Genomic DNA, 23,661 nt, shown 5'->3' with positions numbered 1-23,661 from the left:
ACCGTCGATCGGATCCGGTGTGCCGAACGCGCACCCGGGGTGGAAGGTGGGGGCGAATGAGCGGCGAGGACCGGGTCCGGGGCTTTCCGGCGTTCCCGCCGGGGCGGCGTGCCCGCGGCAGCCGCTCCTGGTGGGGTGACGCCTGGATCCGGGCGCTGGAGGAGACCACGCTGGACGAGACGCTGCTGCGCCCGGGGCGGCGGATGGCCACCGCCGGGCAGGTCGGCTCGATCACCGTCAGCCCGGGCCGGATCGCCGCCGAGGTGCACGACGGGGTGCGTGACGTGCCGTACCGGACCCGGGTTTTCGTGGAGCCGATGACCGACGCGCAGTGGTCGCGGTTCTTCGACCAGGTGGCGGCGAAGGCCGGGCACATCGCCGCGCTGCTGGACGGGGAGATGCCGCGCGACCTGGCGTCGTCGGCCGACGACGTCGGGGTCGCCCTGCTGCCCGGCCTCGGCGACCTGCAGCCGGAGTGCGACTGCCCGGAGTTGGTCGCGGCGGCGTGCCGGCACGCCGCCGCGCTCTGCTACCAGGCGGCCTGGCTGCTCGACGTCGACCCGTTCCTGCTGTTGCTGATCCGGGGCCGGGGGCGCCGGGAGGTGCTGGCCGAACTGCGGCGCCGGGAACACCGGCCGGCGGCGGACGCCAAGGCGCCGGACCAGCCGGCCGGGCCGGCGCCGGATGCCGGGGTGCCGGCCGCGCGGGCGTACGCCCGACCGGATCCGCCGCTGCCGGCACCGCCGCCACCGCCGGAGCCCGGGGTGGCCGGGCCGGCGCTGCCGGACGCGCCGGGGATCGCGGCGGAGGTGCTGTACGGGCTGGTCGAGAACGCCGCAGTGCGGGCCGGCGCGCTGCTCGACGCCGGTCCCGACGGCCCGCCGCCGGCCCTGCCGGAGCGGGTGGACGCGGTCCGGCTCGCGGTCGGGGCCAGCGGCCCGGTGCTGGCCCGGCTGCGGCAGGCGGCCGGGCGTACGGCCCGGGAGTTCGGCCGGGCGGTACGGGCCTTCGAGTACGGCGGCCAGGCCGGCCTTTCGGTGCTGGACGAGGCGTGGACTCCGCCCCCGGTACGGCTGGCGAGGGCCCGGGCGGATCTGACCGCCGGCTGGGCCGGTGACGATCCGCCGGAGCCGCAGGTGTGGCGTAACCGGTGGACGTTTCCGGCACACCGGGCCCAGTTGCGGTACGGCCGCGACGGCCGCTGGTACCCGTACCGGGAGTTGGCCGGCGGCGACTGGTGGCCGGCCGGCCCGCCCCGCGACGACCCGGCGGACGCGCTCGCCGACCTGCTCGGGGACTGACCGGGCCGGTGATCGGTCCGGCGGTGCCGCCGAGCCTGAACTCGGCTTGCTTTCGAGCGCGCTCGAAGCTTTAGCGTCCGGGCCATGGCCACGACGAACGAGACGAAGACATGGATCATCACGGGCGCGAGTTCGGGCCTCGGCCTGGCGCTCGCCGAGGCGGCACTCGCGGCCGGCGAGCATGTGATCGGGACCGCCCGCCGGGTCGACCGGTTCGACGGGCTCAAGGCACGGTACGGGGATCGGCTCCTCGCCATCGAGCACGACGTGCGCGACACGGCGGAGGCGGCTGCGGTCGTGCAGCGGGCGCTGGAGGTCTTCGGACGCGTCGACGTGCTCGTCAACAATGCCGGCGCTGGGCAGGTCGGCGCCGCCGAAGAGATCACGGATGCCGCGCTGCGGGCCATGCTCGAGCAGCACCTGTTCGGCCCGGCCGCCTATGTGCGTGCCGTACTGCCCCACCTGCGGGAGCGTCGCTCGGGTGCGATCGTGCAGATGAGCAGCCAGGGCGGGCGGATGTCGTTCCCCGCCGTCGGCAGCTACTCGGCCGGTAAGTTCGCGCTCGAGGGCTGGTCGGAGGCGCTCGCGGGCGAGGTCGCACCGTTCGGCATCCGCGTTCTCATCGTCGAGCCCAGTCGCTTCCGCACCGCGTTCAACGCCGCCGACGTGCTCAACACGGCGCAGCAGAGCTCGATCTACGACGAGGTGATCGGTGGCGTACGCGCGAACATGGCCGAGGCCGACGGCATCCAGGAGGGCGATCCGGCACGCGCCGCCCGGGTGATCCGCGACATCCTCGACAGCCCCGACGCGCCGCTCCGGCTCCCGCTCGGTGCCGAGGCGGTTCGCAATCTGACCCGCGTCTACCGTGCTGCGCTCGACGACGTCGAGCGATGGGCGTCTGTGAGCGAGTCGGCAGACTTCCCGGGCATGCCGCCTGCGGTGCGGGCGTTCTGATCGCCGTACGCTGTGGGCCATGGCCACCGAAGCGCTGATCGGACGCATCCTCGCGGCCAGCGACGGGCCATCCTCGTCGACGATCGATGCGCTGCACGAGCTGCTCGACGACGCCACGATCGAGGCCTCGGCGACACTCCTGGGCATCGCCGAGGCCGCCCGGCTCGTCGGCCTGTCGACGCACACCCTCCGGTACTACGAGCAGGAGGGACTCGTCCGACCCGCTCGCAACGCCTCCGGGTACCGCGAGTACTCCGCGTTCGACCTGCGTCGCCTCGTCTTCCTCACCCGGATGCGTCTGTCCGGCATGACCATGACCGACCTCAAGCGCTACATCCTGCTCGTCGAGCAGGGCCCGAGCACCATCCCGGAACGCCGCCGCATCATGCTCGACCAGCGAGCCCGGATCATGCGGCAGATCCGTGAGCTCGGCCTGGCCCTGGAGACCACCGAGTACAAGATCCGCGTCTACGGTGGGCACCCGGAAGGCTGACGACCGCCCGCTGTCCAACGGGCCGATGTGCACGAGATTCGGCGGGCTGGGACAGCTACCCCGGGCGTCGGGCCAGGATGGCCCGGACCGGGCCGGACTTGGCGGCCGCCTCGGCGACCTCCGCGGCCGGGTCGCTGCCCCAGGTGATGCCGCCGCCGGCCCAGACGTGCACCCGGTCGGCGTCGACCGCCACCGTCCGGATGGTCAGCCCCAGGTCGATCCGGTCCGGGCCGATCCAGCCGAGCCCGCCCATGCTGGCGCCCCGGCCGACCGGTTCCAGGGCGGCGATCTGGGCCAGCGCGGCGAGCTTGGGCGCGCCGGTGACCGATCCGCCGGGGCAGACCGCGCGGAGCAGGTCGGCCAGCCCGTGCCCGTCGGCGAGGGTGGCCGAGACTGTCGACTCGGCCTGCCACAGGTCGGACCAGCGCCGGATGGCGTAGAGCTCGTCGACCCGGACGGTGCCGGTGCGGGCGATCCGGGCCAGGTCGTTGCGTTCCAGATCCACGATCATCACGTGTTCGGCGCGTTCCTTGGCGGATTCGAGCAGTTCCCGCCGGCCGGGGCCGGTCGCCGGCCGGGTTCCCTTGATCGGCCGGGTGTGTACCCGGCCCCCGGTCACCTCGACCAGGGTTTCCGGGGAGGCGCAGCCGATCGCCCAGCCGGGGCCGGTGAGCACGCCGCCGTACCGGGCGCCGGGTAGCCGGGTCAGCCGGGCCAGTGCCGGCAGTGGATCTCCGGCGTACCGGGCGGAGCCGTGGCCGACGATGTTGACCTGGTAGATCTCGCCGGCCGCGATCGCGTTCCGGGCCTGCCGGACCGCGTCGGCGTGTTGCTGCGGCGTCCAGCTCTCGGTCCACGGGCCGAGTTCCCAGCCTCCGGTCCGGTGCCGGGGTGGCGGGGCGGGGCGGTCGTCGTGCCGGTAGACGACGGCGACCAGGTCGGGGACGGCCGGGGCCGGGCTGGCCGGGCCGGTCGGGGCGCCGACCATCCGGGCTCCGGCGGCGGCCGAGACGAACACGGCGGCGCCGCAGACCGGGTCGGCCGGGCTGTGCACCCCGGGGCGGGTCAGGTCGCGGACCGGGAGGCCGTGCCCGGCGAGGAACTCCGTCAGCAGCGTGGCGGGGTCGTCCGGGCCGTCGGCCCGGCATTGAAGCCGGTCGTGTTCGACGAGCCGGGGTACGCAGTCCGCGGGCGCTCCCGGTGGCGCGAATGGGAGCGCTTCCACGACGTACGGTTGGATCTGCCTCATCCGAAAAGTGGATTCTTCCGGTCAGAGACGGATACCCGCTCGTCATCACTGGGCGTGAAGGGGTACCGTCCGTCACTGGTCATGTGAACCATGCCACAGCACCCCCCATAGTCCGGAGAACCCGATGTGCCAGCACGAACCGACCTGCCCCTCCGCCGAAGCGACCGACCGGGAAGCCGCCCGGGTGCTCGCCTGCTTCCGTGAGCAGGGGTGGAGCCTGCTTTGCAATGGCGTCATCCTCTTCGAGGACACCGGCGAACTGTTGCCCGACGGCAGCACCATAGCGCCGCACCGCGGTCCGGCCCGGCACGCCCTGGTCGGCTGATCCGTCACTTACAGTGACCGGCCGGCGCCTGTTATGCCGGCCGGTCGTCCGTTCTCAGTTCTCGAACGCCTCCGGCGGCGGGCAGGCGCAGACCAGGTTCCGGTCTCCGTAGGCGCCGTCGATGCGCCGCACCGGCGGCCAGTACTTCGCCCGCCGGTCGACCCCGCCCGGATAGCCGGCCACCGACCGGGGGTACGGGTGCGGCCACTCGTCGCCGGCCACCATCGCCGCGGTGTGCGGCGCGTTGCCGAGCGGGTTGTCCCCCTTCGGCCACTCCCCTGTCCCCACCTTGTCGATCTCGGCCCGGATCGCGATCATCGCGTCGCAGAACCGGTCGAGTTCGGCGAGGTCCTCGCTCTCGGTCGGCTCCACCATCAGGGTGCCGGCGACCGGAAACGACATCGTCGGGGCGTGGAAGCCGTAGTCGATCAGCCGCTTCGCCACGTCGTCGACGGTGACCCCGGTCGCCTTGGTCAGCGGCCGCAGGTCGAGGATGCACTCGTGCGCCACCAGGCCCTTGTTGCCGGCGTAGAGCACCGGATAGTGGCCGCGTAGCCGGGCCGCGACGTAGTTGGCGGCGAGTACCGCCACCCCGGTCGCCCGGCGCAGGCCGTCCGGCCCCATCAGCCGCAGGTACGCCCACGGGATCGGCAGGATGCCTGCGGAGCCGTACCGGGCGGCCGAGACCGCCGGCCGGCCGTCGGCGTCGAGCGGGTCGCCGGGCAGGTACGGCGCCAGGTGTGCCCGTACCGCCACTGGGCCGACTCCGGGGCCGCCGCCGCCGTGCGGGATGCAGAACGTCTTGTGCAGGTTCAGGTGTGACACGTCGGCACCGAACCGCCCCGGCTTGGCGTACCCGAGCAGGGCGTTGAGGTTGGCGCCGTCCACGTAGACCTGGCCGCCCGCGTCGTGCACCCTGGCGCAGAGCGCGGCGATGCCGCCCTCGTAGACCCCGTGGGTGGACGGGTAGGTGACCATGATCGCGGCGAGGGTGTCCCGGTGCGCCTCGATCTTGCGGTCGAGGTCGGCCAGGTCGACGTCGCCGTCGGGGGCGCAGCCGACCACCACCACCCGCATCCCGGCCATCACCGCGCTGGCCGCGTTGGTGCCGTGCGCCGAGGACGGGATCAGGCAGACGTCCCGGTGCCCCTCGCCGCGGTCGCGGTGGTAGGCGCGGATCGCCAGCAGCCCGGCGAGTTCGCCCTGTGAGCCGGCGTTCGGCTGCACGCTCACCGCGTCGTAGCCGGTCACCTCGGCGAGCCAGCCTTCGAGGGAGGCGACCAGGTCGCGGTAGCCGGCGGTCTGCTCGTCCGGGGCGAACGGGTGCACGTCGGCGAACTCCGGCCAGCTGACCGGCTCCATCTCGGTGGTGGCGTTCAGCTTCATGGTGCAGGAGCCGAGCGGGATCATGCCCCGGTCCAGGGCGTAGTCGAGGTCGGCGAGCCGGCGCAGGTAGCGCAGCATCGCGGTCTCGGAGTGGTGCGACCGGAAGACCGGGTGGCTCAGGTAGTCGCTGGTCCGGGCGAGGTCGGCCGGCAGCGCGGACGACGGCTGTCCGGTGGGCGGGCTCACGACCTGCCCGGCGACGGTGCCGAAGGCGTCCCAGACGGTCGCCAGGTGCGCCTCGGTGGTGGTCTCGTCGCAGGCGATGCCGACCTGGTCGGCGCCGACCAGCCGCAGGTTGACCCCGCGCCGCGCGGCCTCGCCGACCACCTCGGCGGCCCGGCCGGGGAACCGGGCGAGCACGGTGTCGAAGAACGCCTCGTGCACCAGCTCGACGCCGTCGACGCTGCGCAGTCCGGCGGCCAGGGTGGCGGCCCGGCGGTGGGTCCGTTCGGCGATCGCCCGCAGCCCGGCCGGGCCGTGGTAGACGGCGTACATGCTGGCCATCACGGCGAGCAGCACCTGGGCGGTGCAGATGTTGCTGGTCGCCTTCTCCCGGCGGATGTGCTGTTCCCGGGTCTGCAGCGCCAGCCGGTAGGCGGGATCACCGGCCGCGTCCCGGGAGACCCCGACCAGCCGGCCGGGCAGCATCCGCTCCAGGCCGGCCCGGACCGCCAGGTAGCCGGCGTGCGGGCCACCGAAGCCCATCGGTACGCCGAACCGCTGGGTGGTGCCGGCGGCGATGTCGGCGCCGATCTCGCCGGGCGGGCGGAGCAGGGTAAGCGCGAGCAGGTCTGCGGCGACCGTGACGAGTGCCCCGGCGGCGTGCGCGGCCTCGACCAGGCCGCTGTGGTCGCGGACCGCGCCGGAGGCGCCCGGGTACTGCAGGTGCAGGCCGAAGAACTCCTCCGGCAGCGGCTCGGCGGAAAGATCGAGTACCCGTACCTCGATGCCGAGCGGTTCGGCCCGGGTGGCCAGTACGGCGATGGTCTGCGGCAGGGTGTCGGCGTCCACGACGTACACGTTCGTCTTGTTCTTGCCGGCGCGGCGGGCCAGCGTCATCGCCTCGGCGGCGGCGGTGCCCTCGTCGAGCATGGAGGCGTTCGCGGTGGCCAGCCCGGTCAGGTCGGTGACCATGGTCTGGAAGTTGAGCAGTGCCTCCAGCCGCCCCTGGCTGATCTCCGGCTGGTACGGCGTGTACGCGGTGTACCAGGCCGGGTTCTCCAGCACGTTGCGGCGGATCACCGCCGGGGTGTGGGTACCGGAGTAGCCGAGACCGATCATGGAGACGGCGACGCTGTTCCGGGCGGCCAGCGCGCGCAGTTCGGCGGCGACCTCCTCCTCGGTGGCGGCCGGCGGCAGGTCGAGGTCGCCGGTCCAGCGGATCGCCTCGGGGATCGCGGCGTCCATCAGGTCGTCGACGGAGTCGTAGCCGACGGTCTCCAGCATCCGGCGCACCGCGTCGGTGTCGGGGCCGATGTGCCGGTCGGCGAACTGCCCGCCGTCGCGGGTGGGCTGCGGTGCTGTGGTCATGGGGCGCTCCCGGGCGAGGTCGACGCTGCAACCTCCCCCTCTGTCACGCTCCGCGACGTCGCGGGCGCTCCACAGTCGCCTGCCCGCGGGCTCCTTTTGCCTGAGAGGTTCCGGGGAGGATTTGCCCCTTCGGCGCCGCCCCACGCTGCCGGGCGGTCTCTCGCTCGCGAGTGTTGTCGGCGTTGGCAACGGTACCAGTGACCGGATTTCCGCCGGGTTTCGGTCGCTCCCCGTTGATCAGGAGCAGCCGCCAGCCGGTGGGGTGGGCCGGCGGCATCCGCCCTGGCCTGGACACCCGGCAGAACCGGTTAAGCGGCGTCGGAACGGGCGGTTTGGCCTCGTTTCGCACTCGGCCGGACAGCGGCCGATCTCGAGTGGCAATCGGTTGTCATCTATTGACTGTTAACCGGTTCGGTGTTGTCATCGACCTCACCTGCCCCGGCCCACCAGGTGGCAACCCGTCCGACATCCCCCGATCCGGGAGGCAACGATGCGCCGTACCCTCGTCCGCCGGCTACTCGCCGCGCTGGCCACGGCGACGCTGGCCGTCGGTGTGACCGCCGGCTGCGGTGACGACGGTGACTCGTCCACGGGCGCCGAAGGCAGGATCATCAACGTCTTCTCCGGGGCGAACGCCGGTTTCGTGCCCAACTTCAACCCGTTCTCCCAGAACAGCGTCGCCGGCACGATGAGCGTGCTCTACGAGTCGCTGCTCTATTTCAACGCCGCCCGGGCCGACGACGTGCAGCCACAGCTCGCCACCGGCTACGAGTTCGCCGACGACGGCCGGCGGCTGAACCTGACCATCCGGGAGGGGGTGAGGTGGAGCGACGGGAAGCCGTTCTCGGCCGAGGACGTCGCCTTCACCTTCAACCTGATCCGGGACAACCCGAAGATCAACCAGAACGGCCTGCCGATCGTCGAGGCGGTCGCCGCCGACCCCACACACGCCTCGATCACGTTCAGCCAGGGCGTCTACACCCGGCTCAACCTGATCGCCGGCCGGACCTGGATCGTGCCGAAACACATCTGGTCGACCATCGCCGACCCGTCCGCCTTCACCAACGAGAAGCCGATCGGCACCGGCGCGTTCACCCTCGCCTCGTTCAGCCAGCAGAACTACGTCTTCGAACGCAACCCGAACTACTGGGAGGCGGGCAAGCCGAAGATCAGGGGGATGCGGTTCCACCAGTTCGCCAGCGCCGACAGCGCGATCGCGGCGCTCGCCGCCGGCCAGCTCGACTGGGCCGGATCGTTCATCGCCGACATCGACAAGCAGTACGTCAGCAAGGATCCGGAGCACAACAGGTACATCAACGAGTCGCAGCTCTACCTGACCAACCTGATCCCGAACCTGGACCGGGCACCGTTCGACAGCGCCGCGGTGCGCAAGGCGGTCAGCCTGGCCCTGGACCGGGACCGGATCATCCGGCTGGCCTTCTCCGGGTACGGCAAGCAGGCCAGCCCGGCCCAGCTGCCCCGGCCGCTCTGGGACGACTACATCAAGCCGGAGTACCGGGACCGGAAGCTGGAGTTCGACCCGGGCCGGGCCGAGCAGACCCTCCAGGCCGACGGTTGGGCCAAGGGCACCGACGGGATCTACGCCAAGGCCGGCCGGCGGCTCTCCTTCACCGTCAAGGTCGTGCAGGGCTACAACGACTACATCTCCGCGCTCCAGATCATGACCCAGTCGCTGAGGTCGGTCGGGATCGAGATGAAGACCCAGGAGGTCTCCTTCACCGCCTTCTCCACCGACCAGCAGACCGGCGACTTCGACGTGATCATCACCAACCTGTACAGCGAGGGCACCGCCTACTCGTGGTACAGCCGGGCGTTCTCCAGCAAGCGGACCGCGCCACTGGGCCAGCAGGCCGGCTCCAACTACGGCCGCTTCCGCAACGCCGCCGTGGACGCGGCACTGCTGGCGATGGAGAACACCCCGCCGGACCAGCGGGACGCGATCCGGGAACAACTGTTCAAGATCCAGGACGTGATCGTCGAGGAGTTGCCGTACATCCCGATCCAGCAGTCGGCCTCGCTTATCGAGTACCGCACCGAGCACCTCGGCAACTTCCCCACCGAGGAGAACCACTACGCGCTGACCACCCCGTACAACGGCCCGGACATGGGGATCGTGGCCAAGAACCTCACCCCGGCCGGCTGAGCCGCCCCGATGCGCTACCTGCGGCGCAAGGCGCTCTTCTACCTGGTCGCGGTCTGGGCGGCGGTAACCCTCAACTTCCTGATCCCCCGGCTGATCAAGGGCAATCCGGTCGACGCCGTACTGGCCAAGACCCAGAACATGACCCCGATGTCGCCGGACGCCCGCCGCGCCCTGGAGTTGCAGTTCGGGGTCACCGACGACCCGCTGTGGCAGCAGTACCTCGGCTATCTCGGCAACCTGCTGCGCGGCGAGTTCGGGCTCTCCGTCGCCTACTACCCGACCCCGGTGTCGAAGGTGCTCAGCCAGAGCCTGCCGTGGACCGTGGTGATGGTCGGCGTCGCGACAGTACTCAGCGTGCTGCTCGGGATCACCCTCGGCACCCTGGCCGGCTGGCGGCGCGGCACCTGGTTGGACGCGCTGGTGCCGACCACCACCTTCCTGGCCGCCATCCCGTACTTCTGGCTCGCCCTGGTGCTGCTCTGGCTGCTCGGCGGGGTACTCGGCTGGTTCCCCCTCAACAGCGGCTACAGCTACGAGACAACGGTCGGGTTCAACTGGCCGTTCCTGCGCAGCGCGATCTACCACGGCATCCTGCCGGCGGCCTCGATCGTGCTCGCCTCGGTCGCCGGCTGGCTGCTCGGGATGCGCAACATGATGGTCTCCACGATGGCCGAGGACTACGTGCTGACCGCCGAGGCCAAGGGGCTGCGACCGCGGCGCATCATGATCCAGTACGCGGCACGCAACGCCGTACTGCCCAGCGTGGCGGGGTTCGCCATCACCCTCGGCTTCGTGGTCAGCGGCTCCATCGCCACCGAGATCGTCTTCTCCTACCCCGGCGTCGGGATGAGCCTGGTCGCCGCGGTCGCCAACGCCGACTACCCGCTGCTGCAGGGCATCTTCCTGGTCATCTCGCTGGCGGTACTCGGCGCCAACTTCGTCGTCGACCTGCTCTACGCGGTGATCGACCCCCGTACCCGGCAGGCCGGCTGAGATGGCGACCATCGAGACCCAGCACGACGTGACCGGCGAGGTCGTACCCGGGGTGGTGGTGCCGACCCGCCGACCCCGCTGGCGGGGACTGCTGCGCTCCCGCAAGCTCGCCGCCGGACTGGCCATCGTCGGGTTCTTCGCCCTGGTCGCCGTACTCGGCCCGCTGCTGGTCGACGACCCGAACCTGGTGAGCGACGACGGGCTGCTCGCACCGTCGACCGACCACCTGCTCGGCACCACCACCACCGGCCAGGACGTGTTCCGGCAACTCGTGGTCGCCACCCGGGGCTCGATGGTCGTCGGCCTGGTCGTCGGAGTGCTCGCCACCGTCGTCTCGGTGCTTGTCGGCGTCCTCGGCGGCTACGCCGGTGGGCACGCCGACGAGAGCCTCTCACTGGTCAGCAACGTCTTCCTGGTGCTGCCCGGCCTGCCGCTGGTGGTCCTGATCACCGACTACGTGCAGACCCGCGGTGCGCTGGCCATCGCCCTGATCGTCTCGATCACCGCCTGGGCCGGCTCGGCCCGGGTACTGCGGGCCCAGACCCTGTCGCTGCGCTCCCGCGACTACGTCGACGCCGCCCGGGTCAGCGGCGAACCCGGCTGGCGGATCGTCACCTTCGAGATCCTGCCGAACCTGCTGCCGCTGATCGCCGCCCAGTTCGTCTTCGCGGTCATCGGCGGCATCCTCACCGAGGCGGCGCTGGCCTTCCTCGGCCTCGGCGGCTCCGGATCGTGGGGCACGATGCTCTACTTCGCGCAGAACTCGCAGGCCCTGTCCCAGGGCGCCTGGTGGTGGTTCGTCCCGCCCGGCCTCTGCATCGCGCTGGTCGGCGCCGGCCTCGCCCTGATCAACTTCAGCCTGGACGAACTGATCAACCCGAGGCTGCGGGTGCCCCGCCGCCCCCGACGGACCGGACCGGCATGACCCCCGACACCACACCCCGTCCCCCGGTCACCGGCACCGACCCGGTGCTGTCGGTCCGCGACCTCAGCGTCGTCTACGACGGCGCCGACCCGGTACGGGCGGTCCGGGAGGTGAGCTTCGACCTGGCCCGGGGCGAGGTGCTCGGCATCGCCGGTGAGAGCGGCTGCGGCAAGTCCACCCTCGCCTACGCGATCACCCGACTGCTCAAGCCGCCCGGCCGGGTCACCTCCGGCGGGGTCTTCTTCCACCCCGCCGACGGCCCGCCTGTCGACCTGTCGACGCTGCACGGCGAGGCGCTGCGCCGGTTCCGGTGGAACCGGGTCGCGATGGTCTTCCAGGGGGCGATGAACGCCCTCAACCCGGTGCTGTCGGTACGCCGCCAACTCGCCGACGTCTTCACCGCACACCGCCCCGAACTACGCCGCGCCGAGCGGGAACGACGCTGCCGGGAACTGCTCGACCTGGTCGGGATCGGCCCGGAACGGCTCTCGGCGTATCCGCACGAACTCTCCGGCGGGATGCGCCAGCGGGTGCTGATCGCGATGGCGATGGCGCTGCGCCCCGACGTGGTGGTGATGGACGAGCCGACCACCGCGCTGGACGTGGTGGTGCAGCGCGACATCCTGACCGAGATCGACCGGCTCCGGGTCCGGTTCGGTTTCGCGGTCGTCTTCATCACCCACGACCTCTCCCTGCTGCTGGAGATCAGCGACCGGCTCGCCGTCATGTACGGCGGCCGGATCGTCGAGTACGGCCGCGCCGCCGACCTGTGCGCCGCGCCGGGTCACCCGTACACGGTCGGGCTGCTGCGCTCCTTTCCGAGCCTGCGCGGCGAGCGGACCGTACTGCACGGCATCCCCGGCAGCCCACCGGACCTGTCCCGACCGCTGCACGGCTGCGCGTTCACCCCCCGCTGCCCGTACGCCTTCGACGCCTGCCACCGGCTCGACCCGCCGCTGCTGGCCGCCGGCAGTACCCGGGCCGCCTGCCTGCACCACGACCCGGCGGTACGCCCGGACGGCCCACCGGCCGGCCTCCGGGCCGGTCGGTTCGACTCCGCCGACCCGGCACCCGACCCCGGGCCACCGCAGCACGAAGGCGGACAGCCGGTGAAGGTCCGGCCTGCCGATCCGTCGCCGGGTGGGAACAATCCGGCCGGGTCGTCGCCGGTCGGGGACGGTTCCGCCGGAGGTGGTGACCGATGACCACGTTGACGGTCAGCCACCTGAGCAAACACTTTCCGCTCCGGGACGGGCGGCGCCGCCGCACGCTGCGGGCCGTCGACGACGTCTCCTTCGAGCTGCGCTCCGGGCAGACGGTGGCGCTGGTCGGCGAGAGCGGCAGCGGCAAGTCGACGATCGCCCGGATGCTGGTCCGGCTCACCCCGCCGACCGCTGGTGAGATCCGCCTCGACGGCACCCCGGTGGCCGCCGACCGCCGGTCGGTCCGCCGCTACCGCCGGGACGTGCAGATGGTGTTCCAGGACCCGTTCGGGTCACTCAACCCGGCGCACACCGTCGAGTACCACCTGCGGCGGCCGCTGCGGCTGCACGGGGTCGCCCGCTCCGCGGACGATGTCCGGGCGGCCGTGCACGACCTGCTGGGCAGGGTCAACCTCACCCCCGCCGACCAGGTCGCCCGTCGGCTGCCGCACGAACTCTCCGGCGGTCAGCGGCAGCGGGTCGCGATCGCCCGCGCTCTGGCGCCCCGGCCCCGGATCCTGCTCGCCGACGAGCCGGTGTCGATGCTCGACGTGTCGATCCGCCTGGACATTCTCCACCTGATCGACAGGCTCAAGCGGGAGGAGGAACTGGCCGTCCTGTACGTCACCCACGACCTCGCCACCGCCCGCTACTTCGCCTCCTCGATCATGGTGCTGTACCGGGGCCAGGTGGTCGAGTCCGGCCCGAGCGACGAGGTGATCCTGCGCCCCGCACACCCGTACACCCAACTGCTGGCGTCGGCGGCGCCGGATCCGGGCCGTCCGCGTACCGCCGCGCCGGGCGGGATGCGGGCCCTGCGCGGCGGGCAGCAGACGGCGACCGTCAGCGGCGGTTGCCTGTTCCGGGACCGTTGCCCGGCGGCGATGAAGGTCTGCCGTACCGAGGTGCCGGAATTCCCGGTCGGCGCCGGTCACCTGGCCCGCTGCTGGCTGCACCGGCCCGACGACGGGCAACGCCGGTCACGGCTCGGCGACGGGTCGGCGGAGCGGCCCTAACCGGCGGTCGGGGCGGCGCCCGGCACCGTCAGCGACACCCGGCCGTCGGCCAACTTGTAGAACATCCCGACGACGTCGCAACGGCCGGCGGCTACCGCGTCGGCGAGTTCGGTACCCGGCGCGGTGATCGTCTCGATGGTGTGCCGGGTGTGGATCGCGGCGGTTCCGGCGTCGTCGCTCACCTGCTGCTCATGGGCGGCCTCGATGCTCGGGGTGACCCGCTCGACGATGGCGCCCAGGTTCCGGCCCGGTAGCCGGGCACCGTCCAGGGCCGCCCGGGTGGCCTGGATCGCCCCGCAGGTGTCGTGACCGAGGACGACCACCAGCGGCGCCCCGAGCACCACCACCCCGTACTCGATGCTGGCGGTCACCTCCGGGCCGACGATGTGCCCGGCGGTGCGGACCACGAACAGGTCGCCGAGCCCCCGGTCGAAGATGATCTCGGCGGCGAGCCGGGAGTCGGAGCAGCCGAAGACCACCGCGAACGGCCGTTGCGCCGCCGCGACCACCGCCCGGTGCTCGGCGTCCTGGTGCGGGTGGACCCGGGTACCGGCGACGAACCGCTCGTTGCCGGCGAGCAGCTCGTCGAGGGCCTCGGTGGGAGTGGCCGGCCGATGGTCCAGGTATGCCATGACATTCCCTTTCGACGTCACCACATCGGGTGGTGAAGCGAGGTCGACGCCTTCGGCGACCTGATGCGTACCGATCAGATAACACGTATCGCCCCGCCGAGCCGTCCGAACCCGGCCCGACCGTGATCGACGGAACATCGGCCGGTGCCTGGACGGAGGACCCGCGCACGAACAGGCTACGACCCGGCCGCCCGCTCCGCCGGGCCGCCACGCGGCCGGGACCGGATCGACACCGCTCTCTCGATCTTGCTGGGTGGGTTGCGACGGAGAGGTCGAACCTGCCGTCCCCGCCGCCGGAAGCGAGCCGGTTTCAATAGGGTGACGAGCGTGACCTACCTTGCCGCGGACGACCGCTACGACTCGATGACCTACCGCCGGACCGGCCGCAGCGGCCTGCGACTGCCCGCCATCTCGCTCGGCCTCTGGCACAACTTCGGCGACGAACGGCCGTGGCAGCAGCAGCGGGAAATCTGCCGGCGGGCGTTCGACCTCGGCGTCACCCACTTCGACCTGGCCAACAACTACGGCCCGCCGGCCGGCTCGGCGGAGGAGAACTTCGGCCGTACCCTCGCCGCCGACCTCGCCCCGTACCGCGACGAGCTGGTCGTCTCCACCAAGGCCGGCTACTACATGTGGCCCGGCCCGTACGGTGAGTGGGGCTCCCGTAAGTATCTGGTCTCGTCGCTGGACCGGTCGCTGCGCCGGATGGGCCTCGACTACGTCGACATCTTCTACCACCACCGGCCCGACCCGGACACGCCGCTGGAGGAGACGATGGGGGCGCTGGACGCGGTCGTCCGGGCAGGCAAGGCCCTCTACGTCGGGCTGTCGAACTACACCTCCGAGCAGACCCGGCAGGCCGCCGCGATCCTGGAACGGCTCGGTACGCCGCTGCTGATCTCCCAGCCGTCGTACTCGATGCTGAACCGGTGGATCGAGGCGGACCGGCTGCTGGACACCCTCGAAGAGGTGGGCGCCGGCTGCATCGCCTACAGTCCGCTCGCCCAGGGCCTGCTGACCGACCGTTACCTGGACGGCATCCCGGCCGACTCACGGGTCCGTACCAGCGTCTTCCTCAACGAGAGCGACCTCGACGAGACGACAATGGCGACCGTACGGGCGCTGCACGGCATCGCCGGACGGCGCGGCCAGTCCCTGGCCCAGCTCGCGCTCGCCTGGGCACTGCGGGATCCCCGGATGACCAGCCTGATCATCGGCGCGAGCAGCGTCGCCCAACTGGAGACGAACGTGGCCGCGCTGGCGAACCTGACCCTCACCGACAGCGAACTCACCGAGATCGGCAGCCACCTGTCCGTCGACTGAACGGCCCGGTGCGCGTCCCGCATCCGACATGGTCATCGCCGGTATCGTGGTGCCGGGCCAGGGTCTGCTCGACGAGCTGGCTGGCCCTGCCGTGCCCCAGCGTCAGGCAGCAGCAGGACGGGTGCCGGGAGGGGTGATGGCGGCGACGGCCAGGTCGACGATGCTGTCGGCGTAGTCGTCGGTCAGTGGGCCGTTGCGGTACAGCCAGCGGTGGTAAGGCGGGCCGAACAGCAGCTCCGCCACCTGGTCCAGGGGTGCGTCGGGGCGGACCTGGCCGGCGTCGCGGGCGGCTTCCAGGCGGGTGCGGACCGCGTTCAGCTGGGGGCGGAGCAGGCGGTCGCGCGCCTGGTCGGCCAACTCCTCGTCGGCGAGGGTCTCGATGGTGATGGCGCGGGTGGTGGCGGACAGTCGTGGATCGGCGAGTTCGGCGATCGTGGCCCGGAGAACCTGGCGCAGATCAGCCCGCAGGTCGCCGGTGTCGGGCAGCACGATGGCCTCCGGCATGTGGTCGGCGAGCGCGTCCAGGAGTACCGCGCCCTTGCCGCGCCACCAGCGGTAGATGGTCTGCTTGCCGACCCCGGCGCGGGCGGCGATCGCCTCGATCGTCACGGCCGGGTAACCGGTTTCGGTCAACAGCTCCAGGGCGGCGGCGAGGATCGCGCGGCGGGACTGCTCGTTGCGACGGGCGGGCTGTGGAGTCACACCGACAGCGTACAACGAGACGCAACGTCTCGTCTTGACGCGCCTGCGGTCGCCGTGCTCTGCTTGTGTCGAGACGCGACGTCTCGTCTCTCTAGTCCAGCAGGAGATTCCGTGCCACACATCGCAATGGTGAGCATCCCGTTCCACGGTCACGTCAACCCGAGCCTGGAGATCATCCGGACCCTCGTGCGGCGCGGGCACCGGGTCACCTACGCCAACGACCCCGCCTTCACCGAGATCATCCAGGGCGCCGGTGCCGAACCGAAACCGTATGAGTCAACGCTGCCCAGCGACGGGGGCTCCGGAACCGACGATCCGATCGAGCAGCTCACACTCTTCCTCGACGATGCCATCGCCATGCTGCCGCAGTTGCGGGCCGGCTATGCCGACGATCGACCGGATCTGTTCCTCTACGACATCGCCGGCGCGCCGGCCCGGCTACTCGGCGAACAGTGGGGGATTCCCGCCATCCAACTGTCCTCGACGTTCGTGGCCTGGGACGGCTACGAGCAGGAGATGGCGCCAGTGGTCGACGCGATGCGGGCTGATCCGCGCGCGGCGCCGACTATTACCGGCGCTTCGAGAGGTGGCTGACCGCCGAGGGTTCGTCGGTCACCGACAGTATGGCGTTCCAGGGGCGGCCGGTGCGCAGCCTCGTCCTGGCGCCGGAGGCGCTCCAGCCGAACGCCGACCGGGTGGACCGGTCGGTCTACAGCTTCGTCGGCCCGGTTCTGGGCGACCGCTCCCACCAGGGTTCCTGGGTCCGTCCGGACGATGTGGAGAAGGTGCTGCTCGTCTCCCTCGGCTCCGCGTTCACCCGGCAGCCCGAGTTCTACCGTCGCTGCATCGCCGCCTTCGGTGACCTGCCCGGCTGGCACACCGTTCTGCAGATCGGTAGCCAGGTCGATCCCGCCGAACTCGGTCACATCCCGGACAGCGTCGAGGTCTGCCCATGGGTGCCGCAGCTTGCCGTACTGGAGCAGGCAGATGCCTTCGTCACCCACGCCGGCATGGGCGGCAGCAGCGAAGGCCTCTACTGCGGGACCCCGATGATCGCCGTACCGCAGGCGGCCGACCAGTTCGCGAACGCCGAGCAGTTGGCCGCCCTCGGCGTCGCCCGGGTCGTCGACTCGGCCACCGTCACCGCCGGGCAGCTCCGCGAGACGCTGCTCGCCCTCTCCGCAGACCCCGCCGTGCTGGCCCGCTGCGCCGACCTGAAGCGGCAGGCCCGCAGGGCTGGCGGCGCCGACCGGGCCGCCGACCTGATCGAGGCCGAACTCACCGCGACACGCGGCCGAACCGGGCAGCGGTCCGGAAGCGGTGGATGAACCGCCGTCACCTCCCGTCCCTGACCAGTGCCGGAGTCAGGGACGAGAGGTGACGCGGTCGCCCACCACCGGATCGACACCGGATCGTCCGGCCAGCCGCCAGCGCCGACCTCGTCCGGCACCGCTCAGGCGTCGACGAACTCGTTCCTGATCGTGCCGAGCCCCTCCACCTCGCACTCCACGACGTCACCGGCGGCCAGGAAGCGCGGCGGCTTGAAGCCGAGGCCGACCCCCGGTGGCGTCCCGGTGAGGATCACGTCGCCCGGCTCCAGGGTGATGGTCGCGGAGAGGAACGCGATCAGCCGTGGAATCGTGAAGATCATCGAAGCGGTGGTCGAGTCCTGCCGCACCTCGCCATTCACCCGGGACGAGATGCGCAGCGCGGCCGGGTCCGGGACCTCGTCGGCGGTGGTGATCCACGGCCCGATCGGGCAGAACGTGTCGGCGCTCTTCGACCGGGAGAACTGGGCGTCGGCGCGCTGCCAGTCCCGCGCCGAGACGTCGTTGGCCACCGCGTAGCCGAAGACGTACCCGAGGGCGTCCGCCTCGGCCACCCGCCGCGCGGTCCGGCCGATCACCACGGCGAGTTCCGCCTCGTAGTCCGCCTGCCGGGTCACATCGCCGCCGATCCACACCCGCCCGTACGGGTCGTTCAGCGAGTTCGGGTACTTCGCGAAGACCACCGGGCGGTCCGGCGGGGTCGCCCCGGTCTCCCGGGCGTGATCGGCGTAGTTCAGCCCGATGGCGAGCATCTTCGAGGGACGCACCACCGGACACCTCAGGGTGGCCTCGTCGACCTCGACGGTCGTCAGGCCGCCCTGGGCGACCCGCTCGGTCACCGCCCCGAGATTGGTGACCAGGCTCGGCAGGTCGGGGTGGTCGAGGCCGACCGCCGACAGGGGCGCCCACGATCCCGGCGCGACCTGGACGGCGTACTCCGTCCGTTCACCGACAGCTATCCGACCAACTCGCACGACGTTCCCTCTTCCTCACTCGACTCGAAGACCCAACAGATCGGCGCTGCGCCGGCCGGCCGCCAGCTCGGCCAGCCACCGTTCCTCCAGCTCGGCCCGCTGGCGCGCCGCCGCCAGCACCTCGTTGCGGCGCGCCCAGCCCACCGCGACGACCCCGTCCTCGTCACCGACGACGAGGTCACCGTCGGCGACCACCGCGCCGCCGCACGAGACGCTGCCGCCCCACCGGCCGCCGCCCGCCTTGTGCGGACCGGCCGGGCAGGTGCCGACGGCGTAGACCGGGAAGTCCCGCCGGCGGATCCCGGCGATGTCGCGCACCGCGCCGTCGACCACGAGCCCCCGTACGCCCCGGGCCTGGGCGGCGACGGTGAGCACCTCGCCCCAGACCGCGCGGTCGGGGTAGCCGCCGGCGTCCACCACGAGGATCCGGTCCGGCGGTACGTGGTCGAGGGCCAGGTGCAGCGCGGCACTGTCTCCCGGCATGATCCGGACGCAGAACGCGCGACCGACGAGTCCGTCACCACTGAGCTGGCGCAGCCGGGAGGCCAGCACCCCGAACCGCCCGGTGCAGTCGGAGATCGGCGCCGTGCCGAGCCGCTGCCAACTCCCGCGCTCCTGCTCGGTCAGCTCAGTCATCGGTCGGCTCCGCCGCGCCCGTGGCCGCCCCGACGAGCGTGAACGCCGGGCCGGGTTGTCCCGGGATGACCAGGTCGGCCTCCAACTGGCGTCCGCAGCCGGGGCAGTAGAACAGCCGGATCGCCACCGGTCGCGCGTCGCCGACGTACTCCTGGCCGCGGACCGGTCCGGCGGTGGAGGTGGGCAGCTCCTCGACGAGGCAGCCGGAGCGGAAGTCCGCGCGCGCCGGTCCGAGGGCGTGCCCGCAGCGCAGGCAACTGCTCCGGTCCGCGTCGTGGTCGATCTCGACGATGTCCCAGTAGCGCGTGCGTCCGGAGTCGGTCGCGGCCGCGAGCCCGTCGGGCAGGGCGATCGGGTACGACTCGACGTAAGGGGTCGAGCGCCGCAGGCGTTCGCGGCGCAGTTCGTCACGGTCGTGCCCGGTACGGTCGGCGTCGACCTCCTCGGCGCCCTCCTCGCCGGTGAGCACCACCCCGTACACCTGACGTGCCTGTGCGCGGGAGACCAGCCCGGCCCGCACGTCGGCGAGCACCAGCCGCGGTTCGCGGTCGAGCGGGTCACCGAAGCCGCCGCCGCCCTGCCAGTTGTGGTACTCGACCGTGTCGGTGTCGAACCGGATCTTCGAGCTGTTGATCTCGCCCACGGTGAACTCGCCCCGGATCTCGTCGAGCGAGCCCGGTAGGGCGGAGAGCGCCCGGTTCCCGGCCAGGTGGCCGGTGCGCAGGTAGCGCAGGAACCGGACCGTCGCGCCGGGCAGGCCGCCGGCCACGCCTATCGCGTTGGGCGTGACGTTCCCGACCCCGGCGAACGAGGTGGCCAGCGGCCCGGCCGACTCGTACGGGGTGATCGCGACCTCGGCGGAGACGCCGCCACGGAACCGGCCGGGGCCGCCGGAGTCGGCGAGCTGCCGCCGGAACATGTAGATCAGCGGGTACGCCTCCTCGGTGGCCTCGACGGACGGGATGTTGGCAGTCGTGTTGATGATGATGCCGCCGCTGTCCACCCCGTCGGCGTACGAGCGGGCGCCGCAACCGGCGGCGAAGTGGCTCGCCTCGGGGGCGACGGTGAGCAGGCCGTCGGAGTTGCGGCCGACCATGGAGACGCCGAGGGAGGTGCCGCACCAGCTCGCCATCGCCTCCTCGTGGTGGCGTGGGCTGGCGAGCATCATCCGGGAGAGCGCCACCAGGCAGAGGTTGAGCGTGACGATGATTGCCGAGATCGTCGACATCGAGACCGGGGTCGGGTACTCGGCACTCACGATCGTGCCGCGCGGCGCGGTGATGTCGACGCACCGGGCCGCACCGTCGTTCCAGGTCAGGTCGTAGCCGAGCACGATGCAGACGGCGGAGAGCGCCGCCGCCCGAAGGCCGCCGTAGGCGCAGTTGGCGAAGCCGTCGATCTGCGGATCCGAGCCGGTGAAGTCGAGCGTCAGCCGGTCGCCCTGCTTGATGACCGTACAGACGATCTTTCGGACGTTCTGGTCGTGGCCGTCGTGGTCGAGGTACTGCACCTCCCGCCACACCCCGTCGGGAAGCGAGCGCAGCCGCTGGCGCATCCGCTCCTCGACCTGGTCGATACCGCGCCGCATCACCCCGTCGAGCACGTCCGGGCCGAACTCGTCGGCGATGCCGAGCAGCCGCTCCCGGCCGACCTGGTTGGCGACGAGCTGGCCGCGCAGGTCCAGTTCGGCGAGGGGTTCCCGGATCTGCGCCATGATCAGTTCGACGATGTCCTCGCGGATCTCGCCCCCCTCGACCAGCTTGGTCGGGGGCAGCCGCAGTCCTTCGTCGAAGACGGCCCGGGCGTTCATGTTGAACCCGCCCGGCTCCGAGCCGCCGATGTCCAGCCAGTGCCCCGAGGCACCGACCCAGGCGCGCAGCACGCCGTCGTGGTGCACCGGGGCGACCGTCGCCACGTCCGGCTGGTGGGTGGCACCGAGGTAGGGGTCGTTGCAGATGAACATGTCGCCGGGGTTGATCCCCGGGTGGACGGCACGCTTCTCCAGCACCGAGCCGACGAGCAACCGCAACACGTGCGCCTGGGTGGTGATGTAGGGCCCCATCGCCACGAGTTGGCCGTCCGGCAGGGTGATGCCGGTGCTGGCGTCGTAGGCGCCGACGAGGATCGGCGAGCCCGACGTCCGCATGTACTTGATGCCCATCTCTTCGGTGATGTCGAGGATGCGGTGCCACACGACTTCGAAGACGACGGGGTCGATCCGGTCCGTCATGACGCTCGATCTCCCTACGCGGTGAAGCTGATGATGAGGTTGCGGGCCGCGTCGACCTGCCCACGCGCGTCGCCGGGGATGACGATGCTGGTGCCCGGTTGCTCGACGATGGCCGGCCCTTCGACGAGGTCCCCGGCCCGCAACGCCGTTCCGATGTGGACGCCGGTCGGGCGCCAGCGGCGTTCCTCGGGCCAGTACACGTCGCGCTGGGACGCGGGCTCGACGGTGCGCCGGCTGTCGGACCCGGCGAGCCCGACCTTCAGCGGCGCGAGGTCGTTCGGCGCCACCGCGTCCACCCCGATCCGCAGTACGACCGCCCGGGCCGACTGCAGCCGCGCGGCGTCGCCGTACAGCAGTTGGTACCTGTCCTCGAACGCCCGGGTCAGCCGTGCCGAGAGCGGCTGCGTGGAGTCGCCGTCCGGCAGTCCGACCCGCACGTCGTGGAGCTGGCGCTCGTAGCGCATGTCCGCCCACCGGGACACCTGGACGTGCGGACCGTCGAGCCCCTGCGCGTCGAGTGCCCGCCGCGCCCTCGCCTCCAGTTCCCGGTACGCGCCGTCCAGCGCCTCGTCGTCGGCGCTCAAGTCGTGGCTGACCGAGCGCTGGGCGCTCTGGATGGTGTCCGAGACGACCGCCCCGAAGGCCGAGTACGCGGTGGCGCTCAACGGAACGACGATCTCCCGTACCCCGAGGTTGCGCGCGTACCCGGCGGCGTGCACCGGCCCCGCTCCCCCGTACGCGGCGAGCACGAACTCGCGCGGGTCGTACCCCCGCTCGATGGTGGCCTTGCGTACCAGGTCGCTCATGTGCGAGTCCACCACCTGCCGGACCCCGGCCGCGGCGGCGGTCACGTCCCCGTCGAACAGCGGGTCTGCCACGTGCCGCCGCATCGCCTCGGTGGCCAGGTCGGTGCGCAGCAGCAGCCGCCCGTCCAGAAAGCGCTCCGGGTCGAGGTAGCCGAGCAGGAGGTCGGCGTCGGTGACGGTGGGCCGTTGCCCGCCCCAGCCGTAGCAGGCCGGTCCGGGCGAGGCGCCCGCCGACATCGGGCCGATCCGGAGCCGGCCGGTGTCCGCCCAGGCGATGCTGCCGCCGCCGGCGCCGATCGAGACGATGTCGATCATCGGGGAGAGCAGCGTGTACTGGTTGATGATCGTCTCCGGTGCGACCGACCATCGACCGTTGATGACCAGGCCGACCTTGAACGTGGTACCGCCCACGTCGGTGGCGATGATGTTCGGCCGACCGGCGGCGACGGAGAGCTTCTGCACCGCCACCATGCCGGCGGCCGGGCCGGACTCGATAGTGCTCACCGGCAGCGTCGACCGCACGTCGTTGACCCCGCCCCCGGCCTGGAACAGCAGGACCGGCACGCGCAGGCCCCGGGTCTTCAGCTCCTCCTCCAGCCGTTGGAGGTAGCGCTCCAGGGTCGGCCCGACATAGGCGTTCACCACCGTGGTGGAGGCCCGCTCGTACTCGCCGGTGATCGGGGCGATCTGGTGCGACAGCGAGACGTGCGCATCCGGGGCGACCTCGCGGATCACGTCCCGGACGGCCAGCTCGTGGACCGGGTTCTGGTGGCTCCACAGCAGGGAGACCGCGAACGCCTGCACACCCTTGGCGAGCAGGTCCTCCACTGTGCGCCGTACCGCCGCGGTGTCGATCTCCTCGACGACCCGGCCGTGCCGGTCGACGCGCTCGGCCACCTCGCCGACCCGCTCCCGGGGCACGATCTGCGGCGGCTTGTCGGTCGCGCGCAGGTGCCGCCGCTCGGTGAGGCTCTTGCCGGCGACCCGGCCCCGAGCGCGCATGATGAGGATCTCGTCGGCGAAACCCCGGGTGGTGAGCAACCCCACCACCGAACCGCCCGTCCAGGTGAACATCACGTTCGTGGTCTGGGTGGTCGCGTGCGAGAAGCGCACCGTGTCGGCCAGCATCGCCTCGGTGCGCAGGTCGAGCTGCTCGGCGGCGAGCCGCAGCCCCTCGAAGAGCCCCTCGGCCAGGTCGGCGGGGGTGGTCGGGGCCTTGGCCACGAACTCCTGGCCGGAGTTCACGTCCACGACGCACACGTCGGTGAACGTGCCACCGATGTCGACACCCAGTACGTAGGGCATGTACTCCACCTCCCGGACCAGCGCGTACCTCGGCAGGGCGCGCCTCCTGTCCGGCATGGCAGGAAACGCGAGTCAGGTTGCCGAAGCACCGCGAAATCGATTGCGCTACCATACGGGCGGTCCCCTGCCGAGTCAATAACCTCCGAGGTTGGAATACCGTGGTCAACACATCAGGGCACGGCGA

At 71.8% G+C, this 23,661-nt stretch carries 20 protein-coding genes and 1 riboswitch; of the genes, 12 read left to right on the top strand and 8 right to left on the bottom strand.

All coding sequences use genetic code 11. The features are described from left to right. Window positions 1-56: 56 nt before the first annotated feature. From CLT71_RS04335 to CLT71_RS04325, 3 genes are all read left to right on the top strand, one after another. Window positions 57-1,301 carry a hypothetical protein gene (locus CLT71_RS04335; protein ID WP_101365964.1) on the top strand — a complete coding sequence of 415 codons (1,245 nt, stop codon included), beginning with the start codon at window positions 57-59 and terminating at the stop codon, window positions 1,299-1,301. 84 nt (window positions 1,302-1,385) lie between these two features. Further along, entirely contained in the window at window positions 1,386-2,258 is an 873-nt protein-coding gene (locus CLT71_RS04330) for an SDR family NAD(P)-dependent oxidoreductase (RefSeq protein WP_101365963.1), read from the top strand. Window positions 2,259-2,277: 19 nt separating this feature from the next. Beyond that, complete coding sequence (locus tag CLT71_RS04325; protein WP_101365962.1) at window positions 2,278-2,751, top strand: MerR family transcriptional regulator; 474 nt, start codon at window positions 2,278-2,280, stop codon at window positions 2,749-2,751. A 55-nt stretch (window positions 2,752-2,806) separates the two neighbouring features. On the opposite strand, the gene CLT71_RS04320 is transcribed toward CLT71_RS04325, so the two are convergent. Beyond that, window positions 2,807-4,000, bottom strand: coding sequence for a chorismate-binding protein (locus CLT71_RS04320; RefSeq protein ID WP_101365961.1), 1,194 nt, complete (start codon window positions 3,998-4,000; stop codon window positions 2,807-2,809). 124 nt (window positions 4,001-4,124) lie between these two features. On the opposite strand from CLT71_RS04320, the gene CLT71_RS04315 reads away from it, so the two are divergent. Further along, a complete protein-coding gene (locus CLT71_RS04315) occupies window positions 4,125-4,325 on the top strand; it encodes a DUF5999 family protein (protein WP_101365960.1) in 201 nt (66 codons plus the stop codon). A 54-nt stretch (window positions 4,326-4,379) separates the two neighbouring features. Here CLT71_RS04315 and gcvP read toward each other — a convergent pair whose 3' ends face one another. Then, the gene (gcvP, locus tag CLT71_RS04310) at window positions 4,380-7,241 is read right to left on the bottom strand and encodes an aminomethyl-transferring glycine dehydrogenase (RefSeq protein ID WP_101365959.1); all 2,862 of its coding nucleotides are present in this window, start codon (window positions 7,239-7,241) and stop codon (window positions 4,380-4,382) included. A 78-nt stretch (window positions 7,242-7,319) separates the two neighbouring features. Further along, a riboswitch (glycine riboswitch) is annotated at window positions 7,320-7,416 on the bottom strand. A gap of 315 nt (window positions 7,417-7,731) precedes the next feature. Here gcvP and CLT71_RS04305 point away from each other — a divergent pair. Genes CLT71_RS04305 through CLT71_RS04285 form a run of 5 tightly spaced genes read left to right on the top strand, consistent with a single transcriptional unit; the run spans window position 7,732 to window position 13,541 of the window. Then, window positions 7,732-9,405, top strand: a complete 1,674-nt coding sequence (locus CLT71_RS04305; RefSeq protein WP_101365958.1) for an ABC transporter substrate-binding protein — start codon at window positions 7,732-7,734, stop codon at window positions 9,403-9,405. Between the two features lie 9 nt (window positions 9,406-9,414). Next, window positions 9,415-10,398 (top strand): ABC transporter permease, encoded by a 984-nt coding sequence (locus CLT71_RS04300; protein ID WP_101365957.1) that lies wholly within the window; start codon window positions 9,415-9,417, stop codon window positions 10,396-10,398. Window position 10,399: 1 nt separating this feature from the next. Then, window positions 10,400-11,323, top strand: a complete 924-nt coding sequence (locus CLT71_RS04295) for an ABC transporter permease (protein ID WP_101365956.1) — start codon at window positions 10,400-10,402, stop codon at window positions 11,321-11,323. Next, window positions 11,320-12,528 (top strand): ABC transporter ATP-binding protein, encoded by a 1,209-nt coding sequence (locus CLT71_RS04290; RefSeq protein WP_101365955.1) that lies wholly within the window; start codon window positions 11,320-11,322, stop codon window positions 12,526-12,528. The genes CLT71_RS04295 and CLT71_RS04290 overlap by 4 nt, the downstream gene beginning before the upstream one ends. Then, window positions 12,525-13,541, top strand: a complete 1,017-nt coding sequence (locus CLT71_RS04285) for an ABC transporter ATP-binding protein (RefSeq protein WP_101365954.1) — start codon at window positions 12,525-12,527, stop codon at window positions 13,539-13,541. The genes CLT71_RS04290 and CLT71_RS04285 overlap by 4 nt, the downstream gene beginning before the upstream one ends. On the opposite strand, the gene CLT71_RS04280 is transcribed toward CLT71_RS04285, so the two are convergent. Next, on the bottom strand, window positions 13,538-14,173 hold the full coding sequence (locus CLT71_RS04280) for a carbonic anhydrase (RefSeq protein ID WP_101365953.1): 636 nt from the start codon (window positions 14,171-14,173) through the stop codon (window positions 13,538-13,540). The genes CLT71_RS04285 and CLT71_RS04280 overlap by 4 nt on opposite strands. A gap of 327 nt (window positions 14,174-14,500) precedes the next feature. Here CLT71_RS04280 and mgrA point away from each other — a divergent pair, with 327 nt between their 5' ends. Further along, the gene (gene mgrA / locus CLT71_RS04275) at window positions 14,501-15,496 is read left to right on the top strand and encodes an L-glyceraldehyde 3-phosphate reductase (protein ID WP_101365952.1); all 996 of its coding nucleotides are present in this window, start codon (window positions 14,501-14,503) and stop codon (window positions 15,494-15,496) included. A gap of 102 nt (window positions 15,497-15,598) precedes the next feature. On the opposite strand, the gene CLT71_RS04270 is transcribed toward mgrA, so the two are convergent. Continuing rightward, a complete protein-coding gene (locus CLT71_RS04270) occupies window positions 15,599-16,198 on the bottom strand; it encodes a TetR/AcrR family transcriptional regulator (protein ID WP_101365951.1) in 600 nt (199 codons plus the stop codon). A gap of 111 nt (window positions 16,199-16,309) precedes the next feature. On the opposite strand from CLT71_RS04270, the gene CLT71_RS37790 reads away from it, so the two are divergent. Together CLT71_RS37790 and CLT71_RS37785 are read left to right on the top strand one after the other, a co-directional pair. Continuing rightward, on the top strand, window positions 16,310-16,792 hold the full coding sequence (locus CLT71_RS37790) for a glycosyltransferase (protein ID WP_486483047.1): 483 nt from the start codon (window positions 16,310-16,312) through the stop codon (window positions 16,790-16,792). Continuing rightward, window positions 16,789-17,526, top strand: a complete 738-nt coding sequence (locus CLT71_RS37785; protein WP_486483649.1) for a macrolide family glycosyltransferase — start codon at window positions 16,789-16,791, stop codon at window positions 17,524-17,526. The genes CLT71_RS37790 and CLT71_RS37785 overlap by 4 nt, the downstream gene beginning before the upstream one ends. Before the next feature lie 125 nt (window positions 17,527-17,651). Here the strand turns inward: CLT71_RS37785 and CLT71_RS04260 are convergent, their stop codons facing one another. The 4 genes from CLT71_RS04260 to CLT71_RS04245 are packed head-to-tail and all read right to left on the bottom strand — an operon-like array spanning window position 17,652 to window position 23,534. Further along, complete coding sequence (locus CLT71_RS04260) at window positions 17,652-18,500, bottom strand: fumarylacetoacetate hydrolase family protein (protein ID WP_101365950.1); 849 nt, start codon at window positions 18,498-18,500, stop codon at window positions 17,652-17,654. Between the two features lie 15 nt (window positions 18,501-18,515). Beyond that, window positions 18,516-19,136, bottom strand: coding sequence for an RraA family protein (locus tag CLT71_RS04255; RefSeq protein ID WP_101365949.1), 621 nt, complete (start codon window positions 19,134-19,136; stop codon window positions 18,516-18,518). Next, on the bottom strand, window positions 19,129-21,366 hold the full coding sequence (locus tag CLT71_RS04250) for a hydantoinase B/oxoprolinase family protein (protein ID WP_101365948.1): 2,238 nt from the start codon (window positions 21,364-21,366) through the stop codon (window positions 19,129-19,131). The genes CLT71_RS04255 and CLT71_RS04250 overlap by 8 nt, the downstream gene beginning before the upstream one ends. 14 nt (window positions 21,367-21,380) lie before the next feature. Further along, window positions 21,381-23,534 (bottom strand): hydantoinase/oxoprolinase family protein, encoded by a 2,154-nt coding sequence (locus CLT71_RS04245; RefSeq protein WP_101365947.1) that lies wholly within the window; start codon window positions 23,532-23,534, stop codon window positions 21,381-21,383. Between the last annotated feature and the right edge of the window lie 127 nt (window positions 23,535-23,661).

The organism is Plantactinospora sp. CNZ320 (assembly GCF_002846275.1).
The sequence above is the reverse complement of the archived record's forward strand: the minus strand, read 5'-3'. Positions and strand labels throughout refer to the sequence as shown.

Coding starts and splice junctions, on each gene's coding strand:
- CLT71_RS04320 (WP_101365961.1), bottom strand. CDS start 4,000: ATGAGGCAGATCCAACCGTACGTCGTGGAAGCGCTCCCATTCGCGCCA.
- gcvP (WP_101365959.1), bottom strand. CDS start 7,241: ATGACCACAGCACCGCAGCCCACCCGCGACGGCGGGCAGTTCGCCGAC.
- CLT71_RS04255 (WP_101365949.1), bottom strand. CDS start 19,136: ATGACTGAGCTGACCGAGCAGGAGCGCGGGAGTTGGCAGCGGCTCGGC.
- CLT71_RS04245 (WP_101365947.1), bottom strand. CDS start 23,534: ATGCCGGACAGGAGGCGCGCCCTGCCGAGGTACGCGCTGGTCCGGGAG.
- CLT71_RS04315 (WP_101365960.1), top strand. CDS start 4,125: ATGTGCCAGCACGAACCGACCTGCCCCTCCGCCGAAGCGACCGACCGG.
- CLT71_RS04250 (WP_101365948.1), bottom strand. CDS start 21,366: ATGACGGACCGGATCGACCCCGTCGTCTTCGAAGTCGTGTGGCACCGC.
- CLT71_RS04280 (WP_101365953.1), bottom strand. CDS start 14,173: ATGGCATACCTGGACCATCGGCCGGCCACTCCCACCGAGGCCCTCGAC.
- CLT71_RS04325 (WP_101365962.1), top strand. CDS start 2,278: ATGGCCACCGAAGCGCTGATCGGACGCATCCTCGCGGCCAGCGACGGG.
- CLT71_RS04300 (WP_101365957.1), top strand. CDS start 9,415: ATGCGCTACCTGCGGCGCAAGGCGCTCTTCTACCTGGTCGCGGTCTGG.
- CLT71_RS04285 (WP_101365954.1), top strand. CDS start 12,525: ATGACCACGTTGACGGTCAGCCACCTGAGCAAACACTTTCCGCTCCGG.
- CLT71_RS04330 (WP_101365963.1), top strand. CDS start 1,386: ATGGCCACGACGAACGAGACGAAGACATGGATCATCACGGGCGCGAGT.
- CLT71_RS04305 (WP_101365958.1), top strand. CDS start 7,732: ATGCGCCGTACCCTCGTCCGCCGGCTACTCGCCGCGCTGGCCACGGCG.
- CLT71_RS04335 (WP_101365964.1), top strand. CDS start 57: ATGAGCGGCGAGGACCGGGTCCGGGGCTTTCCGGCGTTCCCGCCGGGG.
- CLT71_RS04290 (WP_101365955.1), top strand. CDS start 11,320: ATGACCCCCGACACCACACCCCGTCCCCCGGTCACCGGCACCGACCCG.
- CLT71_RS04295 (WP_101365956.1), top strand. CDS start 10,400: ATGGCGACCATCGAGACCCAGCACGACGTGACCGGCGAGGTCGTACCC.